This window comes from Microterricola pindariensis (assembly GCF_002936985.1).
GTDB classification, from domain to species: domain Bacteria; phylum Actinomycetota; class Actinomycetes; order Actinomycetales; family Microbacteriaceae; genus Microterricola; species Microterricola pindariensis.
In genome coordinates this window covers 93,284-116,240 of sequence record NZ_MPZN01000004.1, presented here as the reverse complement: position 1 = coordinate 116,240, position 22,957 = coordinate 93,284, and the positions used below count along the sequence as shown (strand labels likewise).

17 protein-coding genes are annotated in these 22,957 nt (G+C 69.2%); 5 read left to right on the top strand and 12 right to left on the bottom strand.

What is annotated here, in order from left to right; translation table 11 throughout:
• Positions 1–94: 94 nt before the first annotated feature.
• The 5 genes from GY24_RS02500 to GY24_RS02480 form a co-directional block, all read right to left on the bottom strand.
• Positions 95–847, bottom strand: coding sequence for a hypothetical protein (locus tag GY24_RS02500; protein WP_104474219.1), 753 nt, complete (start codon positions 845–847; stop codon positions 95–97).
• A 146-nt stretch (positions 848–993) separates the two neighbouring features.
• The gene (locus tag GY24_RS02495; RefSeq protein WP_104474218.1) at positions 994–1,854 is read right to left on the bottom strand and encodes a glycosyltransferase family 2 protein; all 861 of its coding nucleotides are present in this window, start codon (positions 1,852–1,854) and stop codon (positions 994–996) included.
• A gap of 6 nt (positions 1,855–1,860) precedes the next feature.
• On the bottom strand, positions 1,861–3,096 hold the full coding sequence (locus GY24_RS02490) for an ABC transporter ATP-binding protein (RefSeq protein ID WP_104474217.1): 1,236 nt from the start codon (positions 3,094–3,096) through the stop codon (positions 1,861–1,863).
• Between the two features lie 14 nt (positions 3,097–3,110).
• On the bottom strand, positions 3,111–4,013 hold the full coding sequence (locus GY24_RS02485) for an ABC transporter permease (protein WP_104474216.1): 903 nt from the start codon (positions 4,011–4,013) through the stop codon (positions 3,111–3,113).
• Positions 4,014–4,093: 80 nt separating this feature from the next.
• Positions 4,094–6,115, bottom strand: a complete 2,022-nt coding sequence (locus tag GY24_RS02480) for a glycosyltransferase family 2 protein (protein ID WP_161498666.1) — start codon at positions 6,113–6,115, stop codon at positions 4,094–4,096.
• A gap of 211 nt (positions 6,116–6,326) precedes the next feature.
• On the opposite strand from GY24_RS02480, the gene GY24_RS02475 reads away from it, so the two are divergent.
• Positions 6,327–7,691 (top strand): hypothetical protein, encoded by a 1,365-nt coding sequence (locus GY24_RS02475; protein WP_161498665.1) that lies wholly within the window; start codon positions 6,327–6,329, stop codon positions 7,689–7,691.
• A 9-nt stretch (positions 7,692–7,700) separates the two neighbouring features.
• Here the strand turns inward: GY24_RS02475 and GY24_RS02470 are convergent, their stop codons facing one another.
• Positions 7,701–9,083 (bottom strand): glycosyltransferase family 4 protein, encoded by a 1,383-nt coding sequence (locus GY24_RS02470; protein ID WP_104474213.1) that lies wholly within the window; start codon positions 9,081–9,083, stop codon positions 7,701–7,703.
• A 191-nt stretch (positions 9,084–9,274) separates the two neighbouring features.
• Here GY24_RS02470 and GY24_RS02465 point away from each other — a divergent pair, with 191 nt between their 5' ends.
• Both GY24_RS02465 and GY24_RS02460 read left to right on the top strand, forming a co-directional pair.
• A complete protein-coding gene (locus GY24_RS02465; RefSeq protein WP_233279154.1) occupies positions 9,275–11,740 on the top strand; it encodes a glycosyltransferase in 2,466 nt (821 codons plus the stop codon).
• Positions 11,740–12,735 carry a glycosyltransferase family 2 protein gene (locus tag GY24_RS02460; protein ID WP_104474211.1) on the top strand — a complete coding sequence of 332 codons (996 nt, stop codon included), beginning with the start codon at positions 11,740–11,742 and terminating at the stop codon, positions 12,733–12,735. Before GY24_RS02465 ends, GY24_RS02460 begins: the two co-directional genes overlap by 1 nt.
• On the opposite strand, the gene GY24_RS02455 is transcribed toward GY24_RS02460, so the two are convergent.
• Positions 12,710–14,329: a DUF2142 domain-containing protein gene (locus tag GY24_RS02455; protein ID WP_104474210.1), complete on the bottom strand. Its 1,620-nt coding sequence runs from the start codon at positions 14,327–14,329 to the stop codon at positions 12,710–12,712. The two genes, GY24_RS02460 and GY24_RS02455, sit on opposite strands and share 26 nt — an antisense overlap.
• A gap of 106 nt (positions 14,330–14,435) precedes the next feature.
• Between GY24_RS02455 and GY24_RS02450 the strand changes: the two genes are divergently transcribed.
• On the top strand, positions 14,436–16,319 hold the full coding sequence (locus GY24_RS02450) for a hypothetical protein (protein WP_133161088.1): 1,884 nt from the start codon (positions 14,436–14,438) through the stop codon (positions 16,317–16,319).
• On the opposite strand, the gene GY24_RS02445 is transcribed toward GY24_RS02450, so the two are convergent.
• The 3 genes from GY24_RS02445 to GY24_RS02435 are packed head-to-tail and all read right to left on the bottom strand — an operon-like array spanning position 16,316 to position 18,399.
• On the bottom strand, positions 16,316–16,696 hold the full coding sequence (locus GY24_RS02445) for a DUF2304 domain-containing protein (protein WP_104474208.1): 381 nt from the start codon (positions 16,694–16,696) through the stop codon (positions 16,316–16,318). The genes GY24_RS02450 and GY24_RS02445 overlap by 4 nt on opposite strands.
• Positions 16,693–17,430: a glycosyltransferase family 2 protein gene (locus tag GY24_RS02440; protein WP_104474207.1), complete on the bottom strand. Its 738-nt coding sequence runs from the start codon at positions 17,428–17,430 to the stop codon at positions 16,693–16,695. Before GY24_RS02440 ends, GY24_RS02445 begins: the two co-directional genes overlap by 4 nt.
• Positions 17,431–17,466: 36 nt before the next feature.
• On the bottom strand, positions 17,467–18,399 hold the full coding sequence (locus tag GY24_RS02435) for a glycosyltransferase family 2 protein (protein ID WP_202972900.1): 933 nt from the start codon (positions 18,397–18,399) through the stop codon (positions 17,467–17,469).
• Positions 18,400–18,441: 42 nt separating this feature from the next.
• On the opposite strand from GY24_RS02435, the gene GY24_RS02430 reads away from it, so the two are divergent.
• Positions 18,442–19,701, top strand: a complete 1,260-nt coding sequence (locus tag GY24_RS02430) for a polysaccharide biosynthesis protein (RefSeq protein ID WP_233279153.1) — start codon at positions 18,442–18,444, stop codon at positions 19,699–19,701.
• 36 nt (positions 19,702–19,737) lie between these two features.
• On the opposite strand, the gene GY24_RS02425 is transcribed toward GY24_RS02430, so the two are convergent.
• The gene (locus GY24_RS02425; RefSeq protein ID WP_161498664.1) at positions 19,738–21,615 is read right to left on the bottom strand and encodes a DUF4012 domain-containing protein; all 1,878 of its coding nucleotides are present in this window, start codon (positions 21,613–21,615) and stop codon (positions 19,738–19,740) included.
• Between the two features lie 36 nt (positions 21,616–21,651).
• Positions 21,652–22,956: an ABC transporter ATP-binding protein gene (locus tag GY24_RS02420; RefSeq protein WP_104474205.1), complete on the bottom strand. Its 1,305-nt coding sequence runs from the start codon at positions 22,954–22,956 to the stop codon at positions 21,652–21,654.
• Position 22,957 lies beyond the last annotated feature (1 nt).

The following is a 22,957-nucleotide window of genomic DNA, read 5'->3' as shown; positions in this document are numbered from 1 at the left end:
GGTATCGGTAGAACTATGGAGTGTCCGAGCAATTGCTTGGACACTCCACTGTTTGTACATGCTGCGGGGTGCTAACCGCGAGTAGCCCGTTACTCTAGCGGGAGGCGCGTGCGATCATCTCAGTGAGGTAGTCGCGGAACTCGTTCTTGAGATCAGCCATGGTGTGGAACTGGTTCGTCTCGTCGAGCACGAACTCGTAGGGCGTGTCGATCTTGCGCAGCGTCCAGCCTTGGGCCCGGGCGTAGCCGCAGAGCCACTGGTCCTCCAAGAACGCGAACCGGCGCGGGAGCCCAGTGAAGAAGCTGTCCTCGCGCACGATCTCGATGTCGCACACGGAGCCGCCCGTTCCGACGTAGTCTGCCGTGGCCCCGGGAGGGGTCTCCGTGCGATTCCAGTGGGAGTCGACGTAATTCCAGGCCCAAACGCCACCAAACTCACGGGGTGCGGCCGCGTCGAGGAGGTCGTCCGCGAAGCTCGGCGTGATGTCCTGGTCGTCGTCGAGCATCGCGAAGTGCCCGCGGTAGCCGGCTGCGCGGAGCTTGCGGGCGAGGAAGAACCGGCCGATGCCGCCGACGTTCATCGCGCTGGAGTGATACTCGACGCTGCGCAGAGCGCCCTGCGGGGTGAACGCGGCGATGCGCGAACGGTAGAAGTCGTCGTTGTCGGGAAGGTTGTTCCAGATGAGCAGGCGGATGCCGCGTTCCAGGCTCTGCGCATCGAGCTGACGGAGGATGTCGTCGATGCGCTGTGGGCGCTTCCACATGCACACGATGACCGGCAGGGCCGTGTCGAGGGGGCGGGAGAGCAGCGGCTCGACGCGGAACCACCCGGCTCGGCCGCGGCGCATGGCCGAGTTCCAGCGGACGGTCTCGCGCGCAACACCGATGCGGCCGGAGGCGGCCCGAACCGCCCTGCCCGCCCGTCGTTTGGCCGCGCCGGCGTACCGCCGCGATCGCCGCACAACACCCGCGGGAATATCGCGGAGCGGCCTGGTCACCGAGTGACCCACCATTTGCGAGCGGAGAGTCCGATCCGCAGCACGAGGCGGACAGGCGCGAGGTACCACGCCGAATACTTGTCGGCGAGGTAGACGTAGGCGCTCTCGTGGTGCGCGGCCTCCATGCGCTTGGCCGACTGCGCGGTGGAGTGCGCGCCGGTGTGGGTGACCGTCGCGGTGGGGACGTAGACGTTGCGCCAGCCGTTCTTGCCGAGCCGGGCACCGAGGTCCACATCCTCGAAGTACATGAAGAAGCGCTCGTCGAAACCGCCGATGGCGTCATAGGCCGTGCGCCGGGTGAGGACGCAGGCGCCGGAGAGCCAGCCGGCGTCGCGCTGCTCGACGCCGTAGGCGTACTCGGCGCGGTACCGCGTTGACCACGGGTTGGAGCGCCAGAGACGTCCGAGAAGGGCATGGCCGATTCCGGTGCGCAGCGACGGCAGGTTGCGAGCAGACGGGTACACGCTCCCGTCGGCATCCAGGATGCGGGGCCCGACTGACCCGATGCGCGGGTCGGCGTCGGCGGCGGCCACGAGCGCATCGATGGCGCCGGGGGTGAATGAGACGTCGGGGTTGACGATGAGCACATAGTCCGCAGTGGATCCGCTCTGCTGGACGCCGGCGGTGACGCCGCCGCCGTAACCCAGATTGCGCTCCAGCTCCAGCAGGGTGGCCCCGAATTCTGCGGCAAGCGCCCGCTCAACGCTGAGATCGGCCGACGCATTGTCGACGACGATCACGTCGAGCGGCTGAGCGCTGGCCGTCGCCAGCGTGGCCAGGAACGGTCGCAGCGTCTCACCGGTGTTGTAGGTCACCGTGACGACCAGCACCCGTGCTGACGGTGTGTTAGCGCCCACGAACGATCATCGCTCCTGGCTGAGATCGGTGAAGACGGGCTCCGCATAGGTGGATCCGACGGCGAGGATGTTGCCGGCGGCGTCGAAGTCACAGGCCTGGGGCAGGTCGGCGAAATGGCGTCCGGAGCGCTCCATCAACGAGACGTTGACGAAGTACTTGCCGGTGCCGAAGCGGTTGTCCTTCAACACGAAACGCACCTGGCGACGACCGCTGAGGGTGCCGAGCTCCAGTCCCAGCCGCTTCGTCGTGGTGCCGTACACGACCTGGCCGAGGGTGTTGTCGATCTGTATAGCGACCATCCAGTCGTCCGTCGACCCGAAGTGCTCGACGTCCATGGTGATCTCGAGGTCGTCGCCCAGCTCGAGGGGAGCCTCGGCGTCGCGGCCCGCGGCGACGGCAGTAGCGCCGTGCACGATTGCCTCGCGCGCCTTCTCGCTGGAGCCCGGCGCGATCTGAGACACACGACGGTCCTCGAGGATGTCGCGGAACTTGGCGACGGCCTCGCGCGGGTCACCGTCATAGGCGATCTCGCCAGCGTTCAGGAGGATGGCACGGTCGCAGAGCTCTTCCACCTGGCTCAGCGAGTGCGTGACGAGCACGATCGTGCGCCCCTCCTCCTGGAAGGAGCGGATCTTGTCGAGGCACTTGCGCTGGAAGGCCTCATCGCCGACGGCGAGCACCTCGTCGACGAGGAGCAGGTCGGGGTCGGTGTGCACGGCGACAGCGAAGGCGAGACGCACGTACATTCCGGAGGAGTAGAACTTGACCTGGGTGTCGATGAAGTCGCCGATGCCGGAGAAATCGAGGATGCTGTCGAAACGCTCCTCGGTCACCGCACGGCTGAGCCCCATGATGGAGGCGTTCAGGTACACGTTCTCGCGCCCGGTCAGGTCGGGGTGGAATCCGGCACCGAGCTCGAGCAGTGCGGCGATGCGCCCGCGCCGCTCCACGCTTCCGCCGGAGGGGTCGATGATTCCGCCGATGACCTTGAGCAGGGTGGACTTGCCCGAACCGTTGTGCCCGATCAGGGCGACGGTGTGGCCGGCTTGGATGGAGGTGGTCACCCCGCGGAGCGCCCAGAAGTCCTCGCGGTGGCGACGGCCGTTGCGGCCGAGCGTGACGAGGCGTTCCTTGAGGGAGTTGTCCTTGCGCAGCACGAAACGCTTCGAGACGTCGTTGATGCGCACAACGTCGGGGGCTCTGCCGGATTCGGGGCGAGCGGTGTCTTGGAGCTGCGTCATTCTCTCTTCGATCCTTAGAGTGCCTGGGCGAAGTTGCCCTGCAGCTTGCTGAAAACGCGCTGCGCGATGGCCAGGAGAACCAGGCCGACGACGAACGCGATGCCGAGGCGGGGCAGCAGGTCGACGGGGTACTCGGCCACGCCGCTGCCGGCCGTCCAGAAGGCCTTCTGGAATCCGAGCACAGCCAGGGTGATCGGGTTGTTGGTGTAGATGTCGAGGAGCAGGCCATCACCGACGGCGTTCTTCACCATGGACCAGGAGTACACGATCGGGGATGCCCACAACAGAAGCAGCAGCATGACCTCGACGAGGTACTGGATGTCGCGCAGGTAGACGTTGACGGCCGCGAAGAACAGCCCGAGTGCCATGCCGAAAACCAGAAGGACCATCAGGGCGGGGATGGCGTAGAAGACATCGGCGTGGATGGGGAACGCGCCCGCGATCAGCGTCGCGACCAGGAGGATGCCGAGCTGAATGAAGAAGTTGAACAGCGCAGAGCCCACGCTGGCCAGCGGGAAGACCTCGCGCGGCAGGTAGATCTTCTTGATCAGACCGGCATTGCCGACGATGGACGACGTTCCGCCGCCGATGGTCTCGCTGAGCAGGCCGTAAGCGGTCAACCCGGTGAAGACATAGATCGCGAAATCGGGGATGCCGCCTGCGCGCGCCGCGGACAGGAACTGGCCGATGACCACGTAGTAGATCAGCAGCTGGGTCAGCGGCCGGACCAAGGTCCAGACGAAGCCGAGGGCGCTGTCCTTGTACCGCGACTTGAGGTCGCGCCGTACAAGCAGCGAGAGCATCTCTCGTTGCTGGAAAATCTCGCGAATCGAGTGCAGGGCACTGCGGCTCTGCGCTGATCCAACCGTCACCAGCTTCTGCTGTGCGAGGCTGTCGAAGCGGTCTTGCGCGCTCATCTGGTGTGTTCTCGATCCATTCGGGGAAAGCTCCCGCAATTATAGTGAGCCAAATTGCGAGCCCTGCCCAGCCAGATGCGTTACCGTGCGCGGGATGCCGCGTGCCCGCTCGGCTGGAACAGTTCCGGCCAGCGAGCGGCGAGCAGGCGCCTGTTGTTCGCGTCCGCGGCGAAGCGGCCGGGGCTGAAGAGCTGGAAATGGCGCACTCGGGCGTTCGGCACCACGCGGAAGTCGGCGTGGCCGGCAGCAGCGAGGCGAAGCGAGAAGTCGGCGTCGTCGTACCCATTGCTGAAGATCGGGTCGAAGCCGTGCACGGCGGCGAAATCGACGGAGCGCAGCAGCATCGCAACGCCGGAGACGCCATCGATCTCGGTGACCTCGCTCGGGACCGTCAGGAGATCGTGGGGGATCGGTTCGCCCCGTTCGAAACGGAGCCCGGCGCTCTGCACCGAGCCGTCGTCGTTCAGCACCAGCGGCTGCACCGCGGTGACGGGTCGTCCTTCAGCCCCCGCCTCGTTCAGCGCGCTGAGCAGCGGGGCGAGCCAATTCTCGCCGACCTCTGTATCGCAGTTGAGGAAGAGCGTGTACTCGCCGGTTCCCAGGGCGAAGCCAAGGTTGGACCCCAGCGCAAAGTTGGTGTTGCGCTCCAGCGGCAGCAAACGCACCTGATTGGCTCCGAGCAGTCCGGCCGCCAAGATCTCGGACGGTGAACGCGGGGATCCGTTGTCGACGACGACGATCTCGATGTCGACGTCTCCCGAGTTCGCGAGAACGCTGCGCACCGCGGGCAAGGTGTGGCGCCAGTCCGCATAGCTCGGGATGACGATCGAGACGCGGCCGGGCACCCGTGCCGGAACTGCGGCCTCGATCTTGTCCCAGTCCAGCAGATACTTGCTCAGCACGACCTGCTCCCAGCCGGGCGCCTCCACGGTGCTGATGCGACCGGTCCCGGTGCTCTCGCTGTAGATCACGCCGACGAATGGAAGCAGTTCGACGGGTCCCAGCGCGAACAAGCGGATTGCGAGGTCGTAGTCGACCCAGCGGCGCAGGGACTCGTCGAACCCGCCGATCTCGGCGATCGCCTCGCTGCGCACGACCAGGGTGTTCAGGTCCACGAAATTGCCGCCGTAGAGGAGGTCGTCGCGGGAACCGTGAATCGCGAGAAAGCGGTTCTCGCCGGACTCCTTCTTCATCTCGACGGCGGCATAGACCGCCACGGCGTTGCCCGTCTCCAGGGCGGCGACGCTGTGCTCGAGGAGCTCGGGGACCCAGACGTTGTCGGAGTCGAGGAAGGCGATGTAGCGCCCTTCGGCTGCAGCGATCCCGCTGTTGCGGGCCGCGCAGACCCCGGCCGCCGGCCCGCGCACGAGGTGTACCCGCGGATCGCGCTCGGAGTATCGCTGCACGATGTCCGGTGTGTTGTCACGGGACCCGTCGTCGACGACGATGAGCTCCCAATCGGGGTAGCTCTGGGCGAGCACGGACTCGATCGCCGCCGAGATGACGGTGGCGCGGTCGCGCACGGGCATGACGACGGAGACCAGCGCAGAGCCGGCCGCGCGGGGCGGCAACTCCGGGAGTGGCCCACTGTGCCATTCGGTGCTGAACCGCTCGCGGTTGAGCTCGGCGCGACGCCAATAGCGGGCGCTCGTCTTCAGCGCCTCCGCCCTGGCCTCGCCCCACGTCGGCGCGCCGGCGCAGAACTCGTGCACGGGCAGCAGTGTGTCAGGGGTCGCATGCGCGGCGAACTGCTCCAGGGCATCGCGCAGCGTGATCAGCCGCGCCCCACCGCGCCGAAGCGGCTTCTGCACGTAGACCCTGGCATCGAAGAGGGGCGAGGTGGTGTTGAGCGGCTCGTTGTGGAAGAACATGTGGCAGAAGCGCGGGGCTTCGTGCAGGAGGCCGGTGTGGAATCCGTACCATTCCTCGTTGTAGAGCGGAGTGGGGGAGAAACCGGCGGCCGCACCGTGCCGGAGGAAGTGCTCGGCGGCATCCTTCTTCGTGTGGAACGACTCGTTGGACTGCGCCTCGTAATACTCCATGTCGAACAGGGGAGAGCGGGCGAGCGCCGCAGTCCGCTCGCGGTGATCCCAACGGGTCATTCTCGGCTCCAGCGAAGTAACGCCGCCGAGTGCGCTTCGAACACGCCGCTTTGCGGCGCGAAGCAGTCTCCCCATTGAGGCTCCTCTCCTGGACATGTCCACACGACCGTACGGTACCTTGCTGCGAGGCGCAAAGGCGCGCCATCCGCTGTGCCTTGTTCGGGTGTGGCACTTCTGGGGGTGATCGTGCCCGTGAGACACTGGCACGGACATGGATATCGACACCGCCTCGCACCAGAGCCCACCGACACCCCCGCTCCGGTCTGGCGCCGCCGCCCGTTTCACCCGCTGGCTGCCGCCGGTGTTGATCATCCTGGCCAGTCTCCTCGTCGGCATCGTGCACGTTCCTCAGCACAACGCGATCTCGCCGATCGACGAGTACGTCTACATCGACTACTACGCCAAGGTGCTCGACCAGGGCGTCGTGCGGCAGGGCGAAGAGGTCGGCCACTATGCCAGGCAGGAGCTCGGATGCCGCGGCCTGCGGATCCTCGCGCCGGCCCCGGACGACCGCTGCTCGCCCGCGATCGCCGACGACGACGCGCGGTTCCCGATGGGCGGCATCACCTCCGCCGACATCTACACGCCGCTCTACTTCGGCGTCACCCGGGTCGTGGCCCAGCCGCTGCTCTGGTTGGGCATCACCGACTCGCTGACCCAGGCCGGCCGCTTCGCGGGCGTCTTCTGGCTGGCCGCAGCCGGGCTCTGCCTCTTCTACGCATTGCGCCGGCTCAAGATCGGCCCCTGGGCCGGCACCGGGATCACCCTGCTCCTGGTCGGCTCGATGCCGGCCTACTGGTTCAACACCTACATCAGCACCGACGCGCCCACCATGTTCGCCGGGGCGCTCCTGGCGTTGCTGACTGTCCGATATCTGCAGGGTGCCGGATCGGGCTGGTGGCTGGTGCTGGCAGCACCGCTCATCACGCTGCTCAAATTCCAAAACGTGGCCGTGATCGGCGCGGTCGCTCTCACGCTCGTGTTCGCGGCCTTCGCGGCATCCGCCGGCCCGTTCTGGACGCGTCTGCGCGGCACCATCCTGCACAAGCACACCCGCTTCGCGGCGCTCGCGGTGGTGGCCGCCGTGCTCGCCCAGGGCGCCTGGACCGTGGTGCGCGCGCTGATCTCGCTCGGCCCATCGCCCGACCAGGGCACGGCGAACGACTACAGCCTGCACGCGCTGCTCAACCTCATGTTCAAGTACCTGCCGGGCTCCGGGGCAGGTGTCGACGCCACCTCGACCGGGGCGATGATCGTCACCAACCTGGCCGTGTGGATCGCCGTGGCGGGTGTGCTCGGCCTCGTGGTGACGGCCAAGCCCGGCACCCTGAAGGCGTCATTCGCCTACGGAACCCTGCTCATGGCACTTCTGATCGGCCCGCTGCTCGCGACCGCCGTGCGCATCTCCACCGGGTACTACTTCTCGCTGCCCGAGCGCTACGGGCTCTCGCTGTTCCCGCTGTTCCTGATCGCCGCGGCGGTGTTCGTGCAGCAGACCGGGCGGCGCGCTCCGGTCGCCGTGCTCGGGGCGCTCGGCGTCGTGAGCTACGCGGCGATGCTCACCGTTCCGAGCTAGCCGCTCGGGTCAGCCGCGGCTGAGGCGGCTGAGGCGGTTGGATGCCCAACGGATCGGCCGGGTGACCCGCCACGACGAGCTCGCCTCGAGACCGGCGATTCGTGTGGCGAGATCCTTCCGCTCCCGCTGCCGCGGGGAAACCACGCCGGCGACGATGTCCGGGGCGCGTCGCGGGTTCAGGCAGAAGGCGATCAGCGGTTCGAGAACCGTCGACCAGCGCAGGCGCTGCGCGTAGCGCTGCACGTTCTCGCGCACGACGGCCCTGCGCTCGTCGTCGTAGAGCAGTTCCTCCAGCGCGCCCCGCAGCGCCTCGATGTCCTCGGGCGGCACGACGCGGCCGAGGTCGTTGTCGCGGATGATGCTGGCGAAGGTGTCGCCGTCGGTGCTGACGATCGGCAGTGAGGCCCAGAGGTAGTCGAGGATCCTGGTACGGAAGCTGAAAGCCGTCTCCAGGTGGTCGAAGTGGGTGCTGACGCCGAGGTCCGCATCGAGCAGGTAGTTCGCGCGCTCGTCGTAGGGCACCCAGCCATCGTTGAAGAAGACGACCCGGTCGAGAAGCCCGAGCGACTCGGCCAGCTCCCTGGTCCGCAGCGAGACCTCCATCTCCGGCACGTTGGGGTTCGGGTGCTTCACACCGAGGAAGAACAGGCGCAGGTCTGGGTGCGTCTTGGAGAGCGCGTGCACCGCGTGGATCAGGGTGATCGGGTCAAACCAGTTGTAGATCCCGCCGCCCCAGATGATGACGGTGTCGCTCTCGGAGATGCCGGGGACAGTGCCCTTGATGCCGTGCCGCACCTGGACCGGGGCGGTGTCCTCAATGCCGAACGGCGCGACCCCGAGGAGCGAGCGCAGGCTGGCATCCTGATCGTAGGTGTACGGGTTGATGCGGCAGAGGGCCGCCAGCTGGCCGAGCCAGAAGTCGCGCTGCTTCTCCGAGGCGCAGAGCATGTAGTCCGAGCGCTCGATCTGCGCGTTGAGAACCTCGGCGGTCTGCAGCGAGACGTGCAGCCTGTCGGCCTCCGGAAGTGCTTTGACCTGCTCCAAGACCTCCAGGTGCATGGGGTCGTAGATGTCCGCGACGAGGATGTACCGCTCATCGCTGAGCCACGGGAAGCTGGCCAGGACATGGCCCTGGAACACGATGACGTCGCTCCAGTCCGCGTGCGCGCGGAGCTCGTCGGACGACGCGAAGAAGACCGGAAAGTCTGGGTGCTGGAGCTCGGACTGCAGCGTCGAGACGAGGCGCACATCGGCGACGGTCGAGAGTGCCTTGGCCATCTCGAACGCTCGGATCGCGGGCCCCGCCATCTGGACGCCGAGGGAGTCGGGCGTGATCACCAGCACCTTGTTCAGTGCCGCCGTCTTCTGGGGCGTGTCGGTCTCGAGCGGCATGGGAAATCCTCCGGTGGGGCGGCCGCGTCACGTGACCGGACCGGCTGATGGTCGGTCGTTGACGCAAGATGGGACAGTACCATGTGAGCCTTCGGGGAGGCTGTTGAGCGCTCTCGCAGCGCGCGCTTGTTAGTATCGAGCTTGCCGTTTCCTATCGAAAGGCCTGCATGCCTCCGCGTCAACCGGGACTCGTGTCCGTCGTTCTCGTCAATTTCCGTGGCACCGACGACACACTCGAAGCCATCAAACACCTCGGGTTGCTGGATTGGCCAGCCGATCGCCTCGAGATCGTCGTCGTCGAAAACGCCTCCGGCGACGACAGTGCCGCCCGGATCCGCGCCGGGGCCCCGCATGTGAAGCTCGTCGAGTCCAAGTCCAACCTCGGATTCGCTGGTGGCTGCAACCTCGGCGTGAAGGCGTCGACCGGCGAGTACATCGCCCTCCTGAACAACGATGCCAAGCCGGACGCCGGCTGGGTGCGCGCCGCGGTCGACCGCTTCGCCGAGAGCCCGTCGGTCGGGGCCGTCGCCAGCCGCGTGCTCGACTGGGACGGCAAGCTTGTCGACTACATCGGGTCGGCGATGACGTGGTTCGGCCAGGGCTACAAGCCCCTCACGGCCCAGCCCGTGCCGAACCAGCCCGACCGTGTGCATGACGTGCTCTTCGGCACCGGCTCCGCCATGTTCGTGCGCCGCGACGTCTACGACGCGCTCGGCGGATTCGACGAGCGCTACTTCATGTTCTTCGAGGACGTCGACCTCGGCTGGCGACTGAACCTCGCCGGCTACCGCTTCGTCTACGAGCCCGCCTCGCTGGCCTACCACAAGCACCACGCCTCGATGTCGGCATTCGGCTCCTTCAAGGAGAGCTACTTGCTCGAGAGAAACGCGCTGTTCACGCAGTACAAGAACCTCGGCGACGAGGCGCTGGCCGAGGCCCTGCCCGCCACGCTGGCGCTCGTCATCCGCCGGGCCGTCGCCCGCGGCGAGCTGGACTCCACCGCCTTCGACCTGCGCAAGGGCGCCGACGACGGCCCCACCATGGAGGTCTCCAAGCAGACCATCGCCGGGGTGTTCGCCATCGACCAGTTCGTCGAGCAGCTGCCGTCGCTGCAGCGCTCGCGGGCCGAGATCCAGGCGTCCCGTGTCGTCAGCGACAACCGGCTGTGGACGCTGTTCGGCGACACCGACGCGCCCTCCTTCCAGAACGACCACTACCTCGAGGGCTACGACAACCTGGTCAACGCCTTCGCCGTGACCCAGCCGCCCCAGGTCAACCGGGTACTCATCATCACCGGCGACCCGCTCGGCGCCAAGATGGCCGGACCGGCGATCCGCGCCTGGAACATGGCCGAGGCGCTCTCCAAGGACAACCTGGTCACCCTCGTCACGCTCGCCGGGGCCGAAGACCTGTCCGCACCGTTCGCAATTGCACACGTGCGGCCCGGCGACGACCGGGCGATGAAGAAGCTCGAGCGCGAGTCCGACGTCATCGTCTTCCAGGGACTGGCCATGGCGCTGTTCGAGTCGCTCCGCAAGAGCGACAAGATCATCGTCGCCGATATCTACGACCCGATGCACCTCGAGCAGCTCGAGCAGGGTCGCGAGCAGGGTGCCGTGCAGTGGGAGAAGCAGGTCGGCGACGCCACGGAGGTGCTCAACGAGCAGCTGCTCCGCGGTGACTTCTTCCTCTGCGCCTCCGAGCGTCAGCGCCACTTCTACCTCGGCCAGCTGGCGGCCCTCGGCCGGATCAACCCGGCCAACTACGCCGACGACCCCGACCTGACCAAGCTGATCAGCGTCGTGCCGTTCGGCCTGAACCCCGAGTTCCCTGCGCAGACCAAGCCCGTGCTGAAGGGCGTGCTGCCCGGCATCGGCGCCGACGACAAGTTGCTGCTCTGGAGCGGCGGTCTGTACAACTGGTTCGACCCAAAGACGCTGATCCGCGCCGTCGCCCGCCTGAGCGAGACGCACGACAATGTGCGCCTCTTCTTCCAGGGCACCAAGCACCCGCACCCCGGCGTGCCAGAGATGGGCATCGTCGCGGAGTCGCGCGCGCTGGCCAAGGAGCTCGGCGTGCTGGACTCTGCCGTGTTCTTCAACGACTCCTGGGTGGACTACGCCGAGCGGCACAACTACCTGGGCGAGGCGGATGCCGGCGTCAGCACGCACTACGACCACGTCGAGACGACGTTCTCGTTCCGCACCCGCATCCTCGACTACCTCTGGGCTTCGCTGCCGATGGTGGTGACGGAGGGCGACCACTTCGCCGAGCTGATCGCTGCGGAGAAGCTCGGAGTCGTCGTGCCGCCGACCGACGAGGTCGCCCTGGCCGACGCGCTGGAGAAGGTGCTCTTCGACGACGAGTTCGCCGCCAGCACGCGCCGCAACATCAGCAGCGTGCGCAAGCAGTACGAATGGCAGAGCGTGCTCGCGCCGCTGGTCGACTTCGTGGCCGCACCGAGCCATGCTGCCGACCTCGTTGCCAGCGGTGCCGTGCGCGCGTCATCCGGCGCCTCGGAGCGCCGCATCGCGCCGCGCACGCGCAAGCATGGCCTCCGGCACGATGTCAGCCTGTTCGTGCACTACATGCGCACCGGCGGGCCGCAGGTCGTGGTGAAGAAGGTCAAGAGCCGCCTCGGTCGACGCTTCAAGTGATGCAGGCCGCTCGCGTCTCCGTCGCCCTGTGCACGTACAACGGGGCGGCCTTCATCGATGAGCAGCTGGCGAGCATCGCCGCGCAGGGCGATCTCGTCGCCGAGATCGTCGTGGCGGATGACGGCTCCAGCGACGACACGCTGACGCGGGTGCGTGCCTTCGGGCAGGCGCTGTTGGAGGGCGGCTCGCCGATCGAGCTGCGCCTGCTGGACGGGCCGGGTGGCCACGGTGTCACCAAGAACTTCGAGCGCGCCGTGTCGGCCTGCCGACACGAGCTGATCGCGCTGAGCGACCAGGACGACCGCTGGCTGCCCGGCCGGCTGGCGCTGCAGGTGCAGGAGTTCGACGCCCGCCCGGAGCTGCTGCTGCTCTCGGCCGACGCCCGCCTCGTCGACGCCACCGGGCGCCCGCTCGGCGCGACGCTGCTGCAGACCCTCGAGGTGACGGCCGACACGCGCAGCGCTCTGGCCGATGACCCGTTCGGGACGCTGCTGCGGCGCAACCTCGTCACCGGCGCCACGGTGGTGTTCCGCCGGGATCTGCTGCCGCTGGCGCTGCCGTTCCCGCGCGAATGGGTGCACGATGAATGGCTCGCGATGATGGCCGCCGTGCGCGGGCAGATCGCCCTGCTCGAACAGCCGGTCGTCGACTACCGCCAGCACGGCAACAATCAGATCGGGGTCAAGCCGCCGACGCTCGCAAACAAGGTGCGGCGGGTGCTGCAGCCGCGGGGCGAGCGCAACAGGCAGCTGGCGGAGCGGGCGGCGATCCTCGCCGACAGGCTGGCGGATGCCGGCTTGGACGCGCCCCGGCAGGCCGCCGTGCAACAGGCGGCCGCTCAGAAGGCGGCCTTCGAGCGCGCGCGGGCCGAGCTGCCGCCCGCCCGCTGGCGCCGGCTCCCCGGCGTGCTCGGGCTGCTGCGCACCGGCGACTACCGGCGCTACGCCAGCCAGGGCATGACCGACGTGCTCAGAGACCTGTTCCAGCCGGCGTGAGCTCGGCGGCGGCGTCCGGGTCGCTCGGCGGCCTCGTGATGTGCGGTGCGGCGCTCTGCGCGTCCTTCGGCGTGCCCGGCGCGGCAGGCAGGGCGGCGGCATCCAGGCGGCGCCCCGCGCTCCAGCCGAGCCACGCCGTCGCGCAGACCAGGACGGCGAAGACCGCGAGCCAGGGCAGCGTGCCGCCGGGCGGGGCCCAGTCCGGGGCGGTGAGCAGCTGCTTCCAGGCGCCGCCCGCACCCACCGCGTAGCGGCGCATGGCATCCGCGAAGCTGGCGAACTGGGCGACCGCCCAGAGCAGCCAGACGATGAGGCCGAGCCGGAGCAGCACGCTGCGCGCGGCGGCGCCCTCCGCCCGGATGCCCGCGCCGATCACCGCGACGATGCCCAGCACCGCCATCGCGAAGAGCGGCAGGTTGTAGCGGCCCTGCCAGATGATGCCGCCACCGGTGATGTACGCACCCTGGATGACCGGCGGCAGCAGGAAGAAGCAGGCGGCCAGTGCGGCGGCGAAAACGGCGCGGCGGCCGCGGAGCATGGCGAAGCCGGCCAGCAGGATGGCGCCGCAGAGCACGGACCAGATGAAGTAGACGCCGAGCGGGGCGGGGGTGTCCAGCCAGCCGAAGTTGCCGATCATGCCCTGGGCGTAGCCGAAGGTGTCGCGCAGGGTCATCAGGAACCCCGCGATCGGGTGCGTGCCGACCCCGGGGAACGTCTGGAAGTTGTCCTCCAGCTCGACGGCGGCCGTCAGAGAGTTGCTGCCCAGCAGCCAGACCAGGGCGAAGGCAACCCCGACGGCGGTGCCGCCGATGGCCCACTGCACTGGGCGCTGGCGGAGCAGCTCGCGGATCTCAGCCCACGAGGCCAGGACGAGCGGCAGCGCGATGGCGAGGAAGACCCAGAGCATGGAGAGCCCCCGGGTGTTGGCCGCGACCACGCTGCCGGCCAGCACGATCATGCTGCGTTGCGCGAGGAGCGACCGGGACGGGTGCAGCACGACGCCGAGCATGGCGGCGAAGGCGGCCAGCGTCGCGCTGGTCTCGACGGCATTCGGGTTCACCGACCCGCCGAGGAACAGCAGCATCGGCGCTGTGGCGACGGCGAGGGCGGCCAGGGGCAGCGCCGGCCGGCGCCACCCGGAGACCGTGACCACGGTCAGGGCGATGAAGAGCGAGAACAGCACGGCGCTCATCGCCCGCATCGCGTACAGGCCGAACTCGGTGCCGAAGATCAGCGACGGCCAGCCGACCAGGAGGTAGTACACCGGGTTGTAGAGCCCGGCCGTCGTCGTCGAGTCCACGATCGCGCCACCGTCTCCGGCCAGCGCATCGACGCAGTCGGCCGTCACCCCCGGCTTGAACGCGAAGCAGGTCTCGGCGTGCGTCACGGCCACATAGTTGGGCACCTGCACGATGTGGCCGAGCGAGGACGGCTCGCCAACGAACTGGCCGCGCACCACGGACGCCGCCTTCACCATGTGTGCCGGCTCGTCCGGCGATGCGGCGACAGGGGTGGCGATCGCCCAGGCGATGCCGAGGAGGCTGGCCAGCAGCCAGCTCACCCAGAAGAGGGTGCGTGCGCGGGGGAAGGACATGGCGGAGCCTCAACATGGTCGTCGGAAGTGGTGGCGGCAACCGCCCTGCCACCACTGTACAGAGCAATGCAGCGTTCCCTCGGACGCCGCCAGATAGGATCGGGCGGTGACAACCACGACTGACCCGGTAACCGCTGCGCCGATCCCGGGGACGCGCGTTCGACGCGCGGCGTTCGCAGCGGCGACGCTGTCGATCGTGCTCGGCCTCCTGCTGTGCGTCTTCGGTGGCAGCCCGGCGCCGCTCGTCGTCGCCGTCATGGTGCTCGGCACCTGCGTGCTGGCCCGCCGCCACTCCTGGACGCTGAGCGCAGCGGCGACGATCGTGCTGCTTCTCGCGGGCCACACCGTGCTCAGCCGCTCGCTGCCCCTCGTCGGCTGGGACTACGGCGCAGCGGGCGTGGTCTCGCTGGCGCTTGTCGGCACGGCTCTGCTCATCGTGCTCGCACGGACCCCCACGACGCTGCTCGCCCGAGCCACCCGCGCGCACTGGCTGACGGCGGCGGCGGCACTGACGCTTCCAGCGCTCAGCGGCCTGCTGCTCTTCGGCGCCCAGCTGTTCGGCCAGCCAGGGTATGCCTGGGCGATGCGCAACGACATGATCTGGAATACGGTTGCCGCACGATTCGTGCTCGCCGACGGGGGCCTCTCGACGTCCGGCCACCCGAACCCGTCCCCGCTGATGAATGCGCTGGTGGCCAGCTGGCTCGCACCGGGCCGGGACACGGCCGCAGAGCTGCTGCGCCATGACGTCGCCCGGCAGACGGAGCTGTGGATGCTGTTGACGCTGCTCGCCGCCGCGCTCGCCGGACTCGTCGTTGCCCGGGCCGTCCCGCCGTCGCGGCCGGCGCTGCGCTTCGGGGCGGGGCTGCTCGGCTCGGCGATCCCGCTCAGCTGGTATGCCACCGGTGCGATGCTGGAGTTCGGCTTCCTGAACGCGATGCTTGCCGTCACGCTGCTGCTCGTCGTGTGGTTGCTCTGGCAGGAGGTGCCGTCCCAGCCCGTGCTCGCGAGCGCACTGCTGCTCATCACCACCATCCTCCTGCTGGCGGCGTGGGCGCCGCTGGCGGTACTGCCGCTCGGGCTCGCGGCGGCAGCCGTGTTGCCGCGTTGGCGCTTCTTCCTCGCGCTGCGCGGCCGGGTGGCGGTCGCCTGGTGGGCGGGAGCCCTCCAGCTCCCCGCCTACCTGCTCGTCGTCACCCTGCCCGACCTCGCCCGCGACGGCGGGGCGCTCGCGGCCGACGGCGCCGTTCCCGGCATCACCGCGACGTCGGTGCTCACGGCGGCCGCCCTGCTCCTCACCCTGTCGGCGCTGGCGGCCGTCGGCCTCGGCCGACGCCACGAGCTGGCCGGTGTCGTCGTCGTCCTGATGATGGGCGCCATCGGGGTCGGCTACCTGATGGCCCAACGATTCGGCATCGTCGCGCCCTGGGGCTACTACCCGGTCAAGCTGTCCTGGCTGCTCTGCATCCTCCTCACCGTCCTGCTGGCTGCCAGCATTCTGGGCTGGCTCGGCCATGCAGAGGCCAGAGGCCCGCTCGGACTCGTCATCGTCCTCGCCGCCCTGGTGGTTGTGGGGCTCGGCCTGCGTGCGGTGCCGATTCCTGCCGGGCTCGGCAGCGCGCTGCCGCTCGTCAAGGTGGCCGCGGCAGAGGCCAGAGGGGGCGACACCGCGCGCGCAGACCGGCTCTTCCGCATCGCGGACGACGGCACCAAGACGATGGTGTCCCGGCTCGGGACCCCCGGCGACGACGCCTTCGTGAATGCCTGGCTGCTCCAGCTCCAGGCCGACGCCAGCCAGGACCCGATCCGCGCGTTCTCCTATTCGCTCGACCCGAGCGATGTGGGGATGCTGTGCGAGGCGGCGGAGGCGTGGTCTGGACCCGTCACGATCGAGTCGGCAGACGCCGGCCTGGACATCGAGCTCGCGCTGGCCTGCCCCGCGGCCGACATCAGCGTTCGACTCGGCGACGCGGCATCCGCCATCGGCTAGGAGTCGCCGCGCTCCGTGCCGACACCGGCGAGGGCCTCGAGCTTGCGCAGCCGCAGGTCGTGCAACGCGGCGTCCTCGGCCAGCGCCCGGGTCTTGGACTCCAGGGTGGTCAGTTCCGCGCTGTGCTGGATGCACACCAGCACCAGGATCGCGATGCTGATGAAGAAGACGAGGTTCGTCGGTGTGTCGATGCCGACGACCGACGCCGCCCACTCGAGGATCACCGGGAACAAGCCGATCAGGAGCGCGAGGAACCCGGCGATCAGCCACCAGATGGCGTGCCGCTCGCGCAGCTGCCGACGCCGAAGCATCTCGATCACGACGAACAGGGTGAGCAGTGCGGCTGCAACGCCGAAGACATAGCTGGTGACGCTCATACGGATGCAGCCTCTTGTCGCAAACTAGCGGGTGGACGGATCAGGGCGAAGCCGAGGGCCAGGAAGGCGCGGCCGAGGTAGGCGGCCGCCTTGAACGGATTGTGGGACGGCTTGCCGCCCGCCCGGGGGCGCATGGAGACGGGGATCTGCGTGACGGTGCAGCCCGCCCTCGCCGCGATGACCAGGGCTTCGATCGTGTCGCCGAGGTATTCGGCGGGGTAGTGCTGGGCGAACAGGCTGACGGTGCGCGGCCCCATCGCCTTGAAGCCGGACGTGGTGTCGGTGAGCGTGGTGCCCGCGGTGCGGCTGAGCGTGGCGGCGAGGAAGCGCATCGCCCACTTGCGCGGGCCGCGGACCTCGTAGTCGCCCTCGCCGGCGAACCGGGCCCCGATCACGAGGTCGGCGCGGTCGAGGGCGTCCAGCAGCGCGGGAACGCTGCGCGGGTCGTGCTGGCCGTCGGAGTCGAGCTGCACCACATTGTCGAAGCCCTGCTCGATGGCGTAGCGGAATCCGAGCCGCATCGCGCCGCCAACGCCCAGATTGTAGGGGAGCTCGGCGACGGTGGCGCCGGCCGCACGGGCGACGGCGGTCGTCGAGTCACTGGACCCATCGTTGACGACGAGGCAGTGCACGCCGGGGAGAGTCCGCAGGACCTCCCGGACGACGTCTCCGACGACCTCTTCCTCGTTGAACGCCGGCATGACGATGAGCGTGCGTTTCAGGCGTTCAGACATGGCTTCGATCCTAGCAATCGGCAACTGGGCGAGCGCTCAGGCCGCACTGCCGCGGAGGCTGAACGCATGGCCGAGCAGGCTGCGGATGCCGCGGCCATCGCGTGCCGCGAGGGCGGAGGGCAGCCGGGTGATGGCGTTCAGGCGGCTGGACACGTGCCGGGTGGCGGCACCGGCAGCCCGGCGCCAACCCAGCGCGCGCATGGCGGCGGCCGTCTCGAGGAAGTAGGACTGCTCCTCGAGGAAGCGACTGCCGTCGCTCGCCTTCCACGAGGAGACGCTGGCCTGGTGCCTGCGGTAGCGGAAGCTCGGCACCGTGTCCAGGATGAGGGTCCCGCCCTCCGCCACGATCTCCATCTGCAGCGCCAGGTCCAGCACGACGTCGAGGTCTGCCCGGAATCCGTGGCTCTTCAGCACGGAGGTGCGCCAGAGGATCGAGGGGAAGTAGGTCCAGTTCCCGCGCAGCAGGCTGGTGGCCAGCGTCTCGCCGCGGAGGGCGAGCGGCCCGGGGCTGCTCGGTCGGTAATAGCCCTTCACCCGGTCGGCGAGCGGCAGGCAGACGGTGCCGTCGGCGTCGATCACCTCCACCCCCGGCTGCACGTAGGCGGCATCCGGGAAACGCTGCGCGAGCTCCCGCATGCGGGCGACGTAGCCGGGCAGCAGCACATCGTCGCACCCCATGATGGCGGTGAAGTCGGCCGTCGCCAGCTCGACGCTGCGCGCGAAGTTGCCGCTCACGCCCAGGTTCACCGGGTTCTCCAGCACGGTGATGCGCGGGTCGTCCAGGGCGCGCGCCCACCGCATCGGCTCCGGGTCGGGGTAGCGATCGTCGATGATCACGAGGCGCCACGCGGGGTCGGTCTGCGCCTGCACGCTCAAGACGGCGGCGCGGAGCAGCTCGAAGCTGCCGTAGAACGGCATCATGATGTCGATGCTCGGGACTGGCAGGGGGGCCGATGCGGGTGATGACATAATTGCCTCCAGCCTAGCAATCGAAGGGACACGCTGATCTTGGTGACCGAGAGGGAGGCCGTGCGCGCTCCCGCGCCCTCCGGCGTGAAGTGGATGCTGGCTGCGACCCTGGTCAGTGGGGTGGCCGGATACCTGGTGACCTTCTTCGCCTATCAGGCGCTCGCGGGCGCCGGCTACGTGGTCTTCGCGGCCTTCTGGTCGGCACTGTTCCTGGTGGTCGGCGTGCTGTTCGGGCTGCAACAGGAGTCGACGCGGGCGACGGCGGAGGCGCTGCGCGACGCGGACAGGCCGAGCCGCCGACAGAGCTCGCTCTGGATCTTCGGTGCGGGGGCCGGCCTGATCGTCGGCGCGATCGTGCTCGTCTCCAGCGTGCTCTGGGCGCCGGACTCGCTCGGCCAGGAGAACACCGGGCTCGCCCTGCAGGTGGCGCTCGGCTCGGCCGCGAACGCCGTCGTCGCCACCATGAGTGGGGCCCTCGCCGGGTCGCAGCGCTGGCGGCTGCTGGCCGCCGTGATCTTCCTCGATGGCATCCTGCGCCTGGCCGCCGTCTCCCTCGTGCTCAGTGTGAGCGACGACCTCAACCTGCTGGCGTGGGCCGTCGTGCTGCCGTTCCCGCTGGCCATCGGCACCGTGTTCTGCTTCGCGCCCGGCGTGCTGCGCCGGCTCGGCCACTCGCCGCTGCGCTACCGCACCCTGGCCGTCAACTCGGTGCACACCGTCATCGCCGCGTCGGCGACGGCGATCCTCATCAACGGCTTCCCGCTCGTGCTCGCCTTCTACGGACAGGGCAGCGACAAGGACGTCCTGGCGGACCTCATGTTCGCCATCATGCTCACCCGGGCGCCGATCCTGGTTCCGTTGATGGCGCTGCAGAGCTACCTGGTGACCCGCTTCACCAACGACAGGGCGGCGCTCTGGGCGTTCCTGCTCAAGGCCATGGGCGCGGTGGCCGCGGTGATGGCGCTGCTCGGCGCCGCGACCTGGCTGTGGGGGCTCTGGGCGTTCCAGACCTTCATCAACGAGTCGTTCACGCTGCCGACCGCGGCGCTGGTGCCGCTCGTGGTCTCCTCCGGCTTCATCGGCATCCTCTGCGTGACGGGCCCCGCGCTGCTGGCGCTCGGCCGGCACCGCGCGTACGCGGCCGGCTGGGTCGCGGCATCCGCCGTCGCGCTCGCCGTGCTGTTCGTGCCGATCCCGATCGAGTTCCGCGCGCCGCTCGCGCTCTCGCTCGGCCCGATCGTCGGCATCATCTGGCACCTGCTCGCCATCCGGCACGGGCTGCGCGCGCAGCGCCGGCCGTAGCCGGCCCGGGCGGCAGCGGCCCAGCGGCCCCGTGGCTCAGCGGCCCCCGCACCCGGACTGGATGACGGTCGTCGTGGTCTGGTTCAGCATCGGCGTCGTGCGCAGCGCGGCGGGGCCGAATGTGCCGACCGCTGCGGCCGCGCTCGCCGTGCCGCTCGCGCTCGCGCCGCCGGCCACGGGGGCATCGGCGTCGAAGCGCGCACTGAGCGTGACCGTCTCGCCGGGGCTCAGCATCACCCAATAGGTGGCGACGGGGCGGCCGAGGTCGGCGCCGGAGTGGCCGACGAAGGTCTCCTCGTCGCCGCCCGCCTCAATCTCCGCGCCGCTCAACGTCGTGCCGGGCGGGCCGTAGACGAAGACCTGTGTCTTGAACTGCTTGCCCTGCCAGACCCCGCCGGAAACGAACTCGGGCAGCGCGTCGGCTTGTTCCTGGGTGAGCGTGGAGTGCAGCTCGACCTGCGCGGTGAAGTGCGGGGGCTCTGCGCCGCACGCGCTGGACGTGAGCGTCGCCGCCGTGCGCAGGTAGTAGTCGATCTTGGAGACCGACATGTCTCGGAAGTACACGCCGGTCACGCTGGCCGCCGCATTGTCCGTGGGGAGGATGCCGGCCAGCGGTGTGGCGGCGAGCACGGCCTGCTCGGCCGGGTGGGCGCTCCACATCATGATGCGGTTCTCCTCGATGCCGTGCCCGACCGCCTCGGCGAGGTCGCGCGCATCCGCGTCGCCCGCGCTCACGGCGTCGAAGACCGCGCGTGCCGCCAGGGCGAAGAAGGCGTCGCTGGCTTCCTGCCCACCCGGACCGGCCGTCTCGATGTAGATCTGGTTCAGCAGCAGCGACACCGCGTTCTCCGCACTGAGTTCGTGTCCCGTCTCCAGCGCGACCGGACCCGTTGCCTGCAGGATGTGTGCAAGCGCGACGGGGTCGGCCGAGATCACGCCGTCCGGCGTCACACCGAAGTCGCGCTGCCAGAACGCGGAGGCGATCTCGGCTGCGGTGGGGAAGTCGGGTCGGCTGGTGGCCAGGTTGAGGGTCGCGTACATGTAGGGGTTGAAGATCTCCGCGACGCCGGCGTCCACCGGCAGGGCCGGGGCGTTCAAGTCCTTCCCGAAATCGCGGCTCGACGCCTGCCGCCCGAGCGAGATGAGCCCGTTGTCAACGGTGATCTCTGCGAGGGCCGCCGCGGTGCCCCCGAGTGCCGTCGTCTCCGCCAGGTTCTGGAAGACCAAGAGGTAGCTCCGCGGCCCTGCGGCCCCCAGCATGTCGGGGGCGAGGGTGAGGGCCGTCTCCACGCTGTCGACGGCGGGGAGGGCCTGCGCGAACTGTTCGTTGAGCCGCTGCCCTGCCGCGGCCAGCGGGGGGACGGTGTGCGTGAAGTCGACGGTTGCGATGCGGGCCGCCGCCTGGCGGAACGCCTGGGCCGCGGGGATCGCGCGCTGGGACAGCGCGGTGATGCTGGCGATGTCTATTCGCCCCGCGGACGGTCGAAGGGTGTCGAGCGTGAGCGTGCCCGACAGCTCGCTGAGCGGTGCGACGGCTTCGCGGGCGATCTGGTCGACAGACTCGGCGACGGCGCGCACGGCGGCGAGGTTGGGGCCAAGCCCCGGCACCGACTCCGCAACGCGCCAGACCGGATCTGCGCTCTGCTCGAGGGCGGTCGCGCTCAGCCTGCCCAGCGCCTCGGACGCCTCGGGGAGCGTGCTGGCATCCCCGCTGGCCAGCTGCGCAGCGACCTCGCTGACGACCCCCTCTGCATCCTCCAGCGCCGATTTCGCGGTCAGCACGCGCTGCGTCAGCCAGCCGCCGGCCGCGAGCAGGAGCAGCAGCACGACGGCGCAGACCAGGAGCGCTATCCGCCAGGCGCGGCGCCGAGCGGCATCCGGTTGACCGGTCGTCCCCCCTGCGACTGCGCTCATGCGATGAACGTAACGCATCGGTGGGGAATAGTGTGACTATTCTTCAGGAATTGAGGATGGCTCGTGCCGGCGCAGGGCGTCGCGCCAGCTCATCGCCTGCGAGGCCTTGATGGCGCAGACGATGAGCAGCATCCAGCCGTACTCGCCGAGCACCGTGCTCTCGGCGAGGGAGGTGACCGCCAGCGCCAGCACGATCAGCGCCGGCCAGACGTAGACCGAGCTGCGCTTCTCGCTGGCCAGCAGCCAGGAGCGCACCACCGCGAAGCCGAGCAGCGCGATGAACGTGATCAGCCCGACCAGGCCGAGCTGGAAGTACACGTCGAAGAAGGCGCTGAGCGCCGAGTTCTGCGTGCCACGGGTGGCCAGGTTGAGCCAGAGGTAGGGCGGTTCGCTCGGCTGCCAGGCGCCGACCCAGCCCCAGCCCTGCAGCGAGTTCAGCTGAGAGTAGCGCTGGATCTCGCGCCACAGGGCGGTGCGCACCTCGAACTCGCTGCCGGCGTTGAGCAGGTTCAGGATGCCGGAGCGCAGCAGCCAGAGCACCCCTCCTGCGACGGCGACGGCCGCCAGCAGGCCCAGCTGCCAGTACATGCGGCTGGCGGCGGGCACCCGGCGGATCCCGGCCAGCGCCAGCGCGGCGAGGCCGACGATGACGAAGGCGCCGAACGTCACGGGCGAGCCGGAGAGAAGGATCAGCAGTGTGGCCAGCGCGATGGAGAACATCGCCTGCATCCGCGGAACGGACCGGGTCACGAACTCGACGGCGAAGGTGATGAGGGCGATCAGGGCGACGAGGCCGAGCTGGTTGCGGCTGCCGAAGACGCCCTGCAGCGGCCCGAGCGCCGCGATGTTGCCCTGGATGTCGAGGAAGGCGATCGGCAGGTCCAGCAGCAGCCCGGAGAGCACCTCCAGGGCGAGCGAGAGGCCGAGCAGCATGCGGAGCACGTCGCCGAGGGCGCGCACGAGCTGGATCGTGTCGCGCACCAGGGTCAGGTAGACGGCCAGCGCCGTGAACAGCAGCAGGTAGAGCACGCGGGTTCCGCTGACGATCGTCGTGGTGCTCCAGAACACCGAGAGGATCACCCAGCCGAGGAACATCAGGATCGTGATCGGCGGCAGGCCGTACCAGTCGATGCTCTCGCGGCGGGAGAGAAGCGAGAGCGTGGCCAGGGCGACCAGGGCGATGAGGATCGCCAGCAGCCCGGCCCAGCCCATCGTGGCGCGCAGCAGGTGCGTGCTGAACGCGGCGCCCAGGATGCACAGGGTGAGCGCGGAGGCGAAGCGGGCGGAGCCCAGCAGGTGGGCCGCCGCGGGCGGCAGCACTGAGCGTCGGATGGCTTCCATG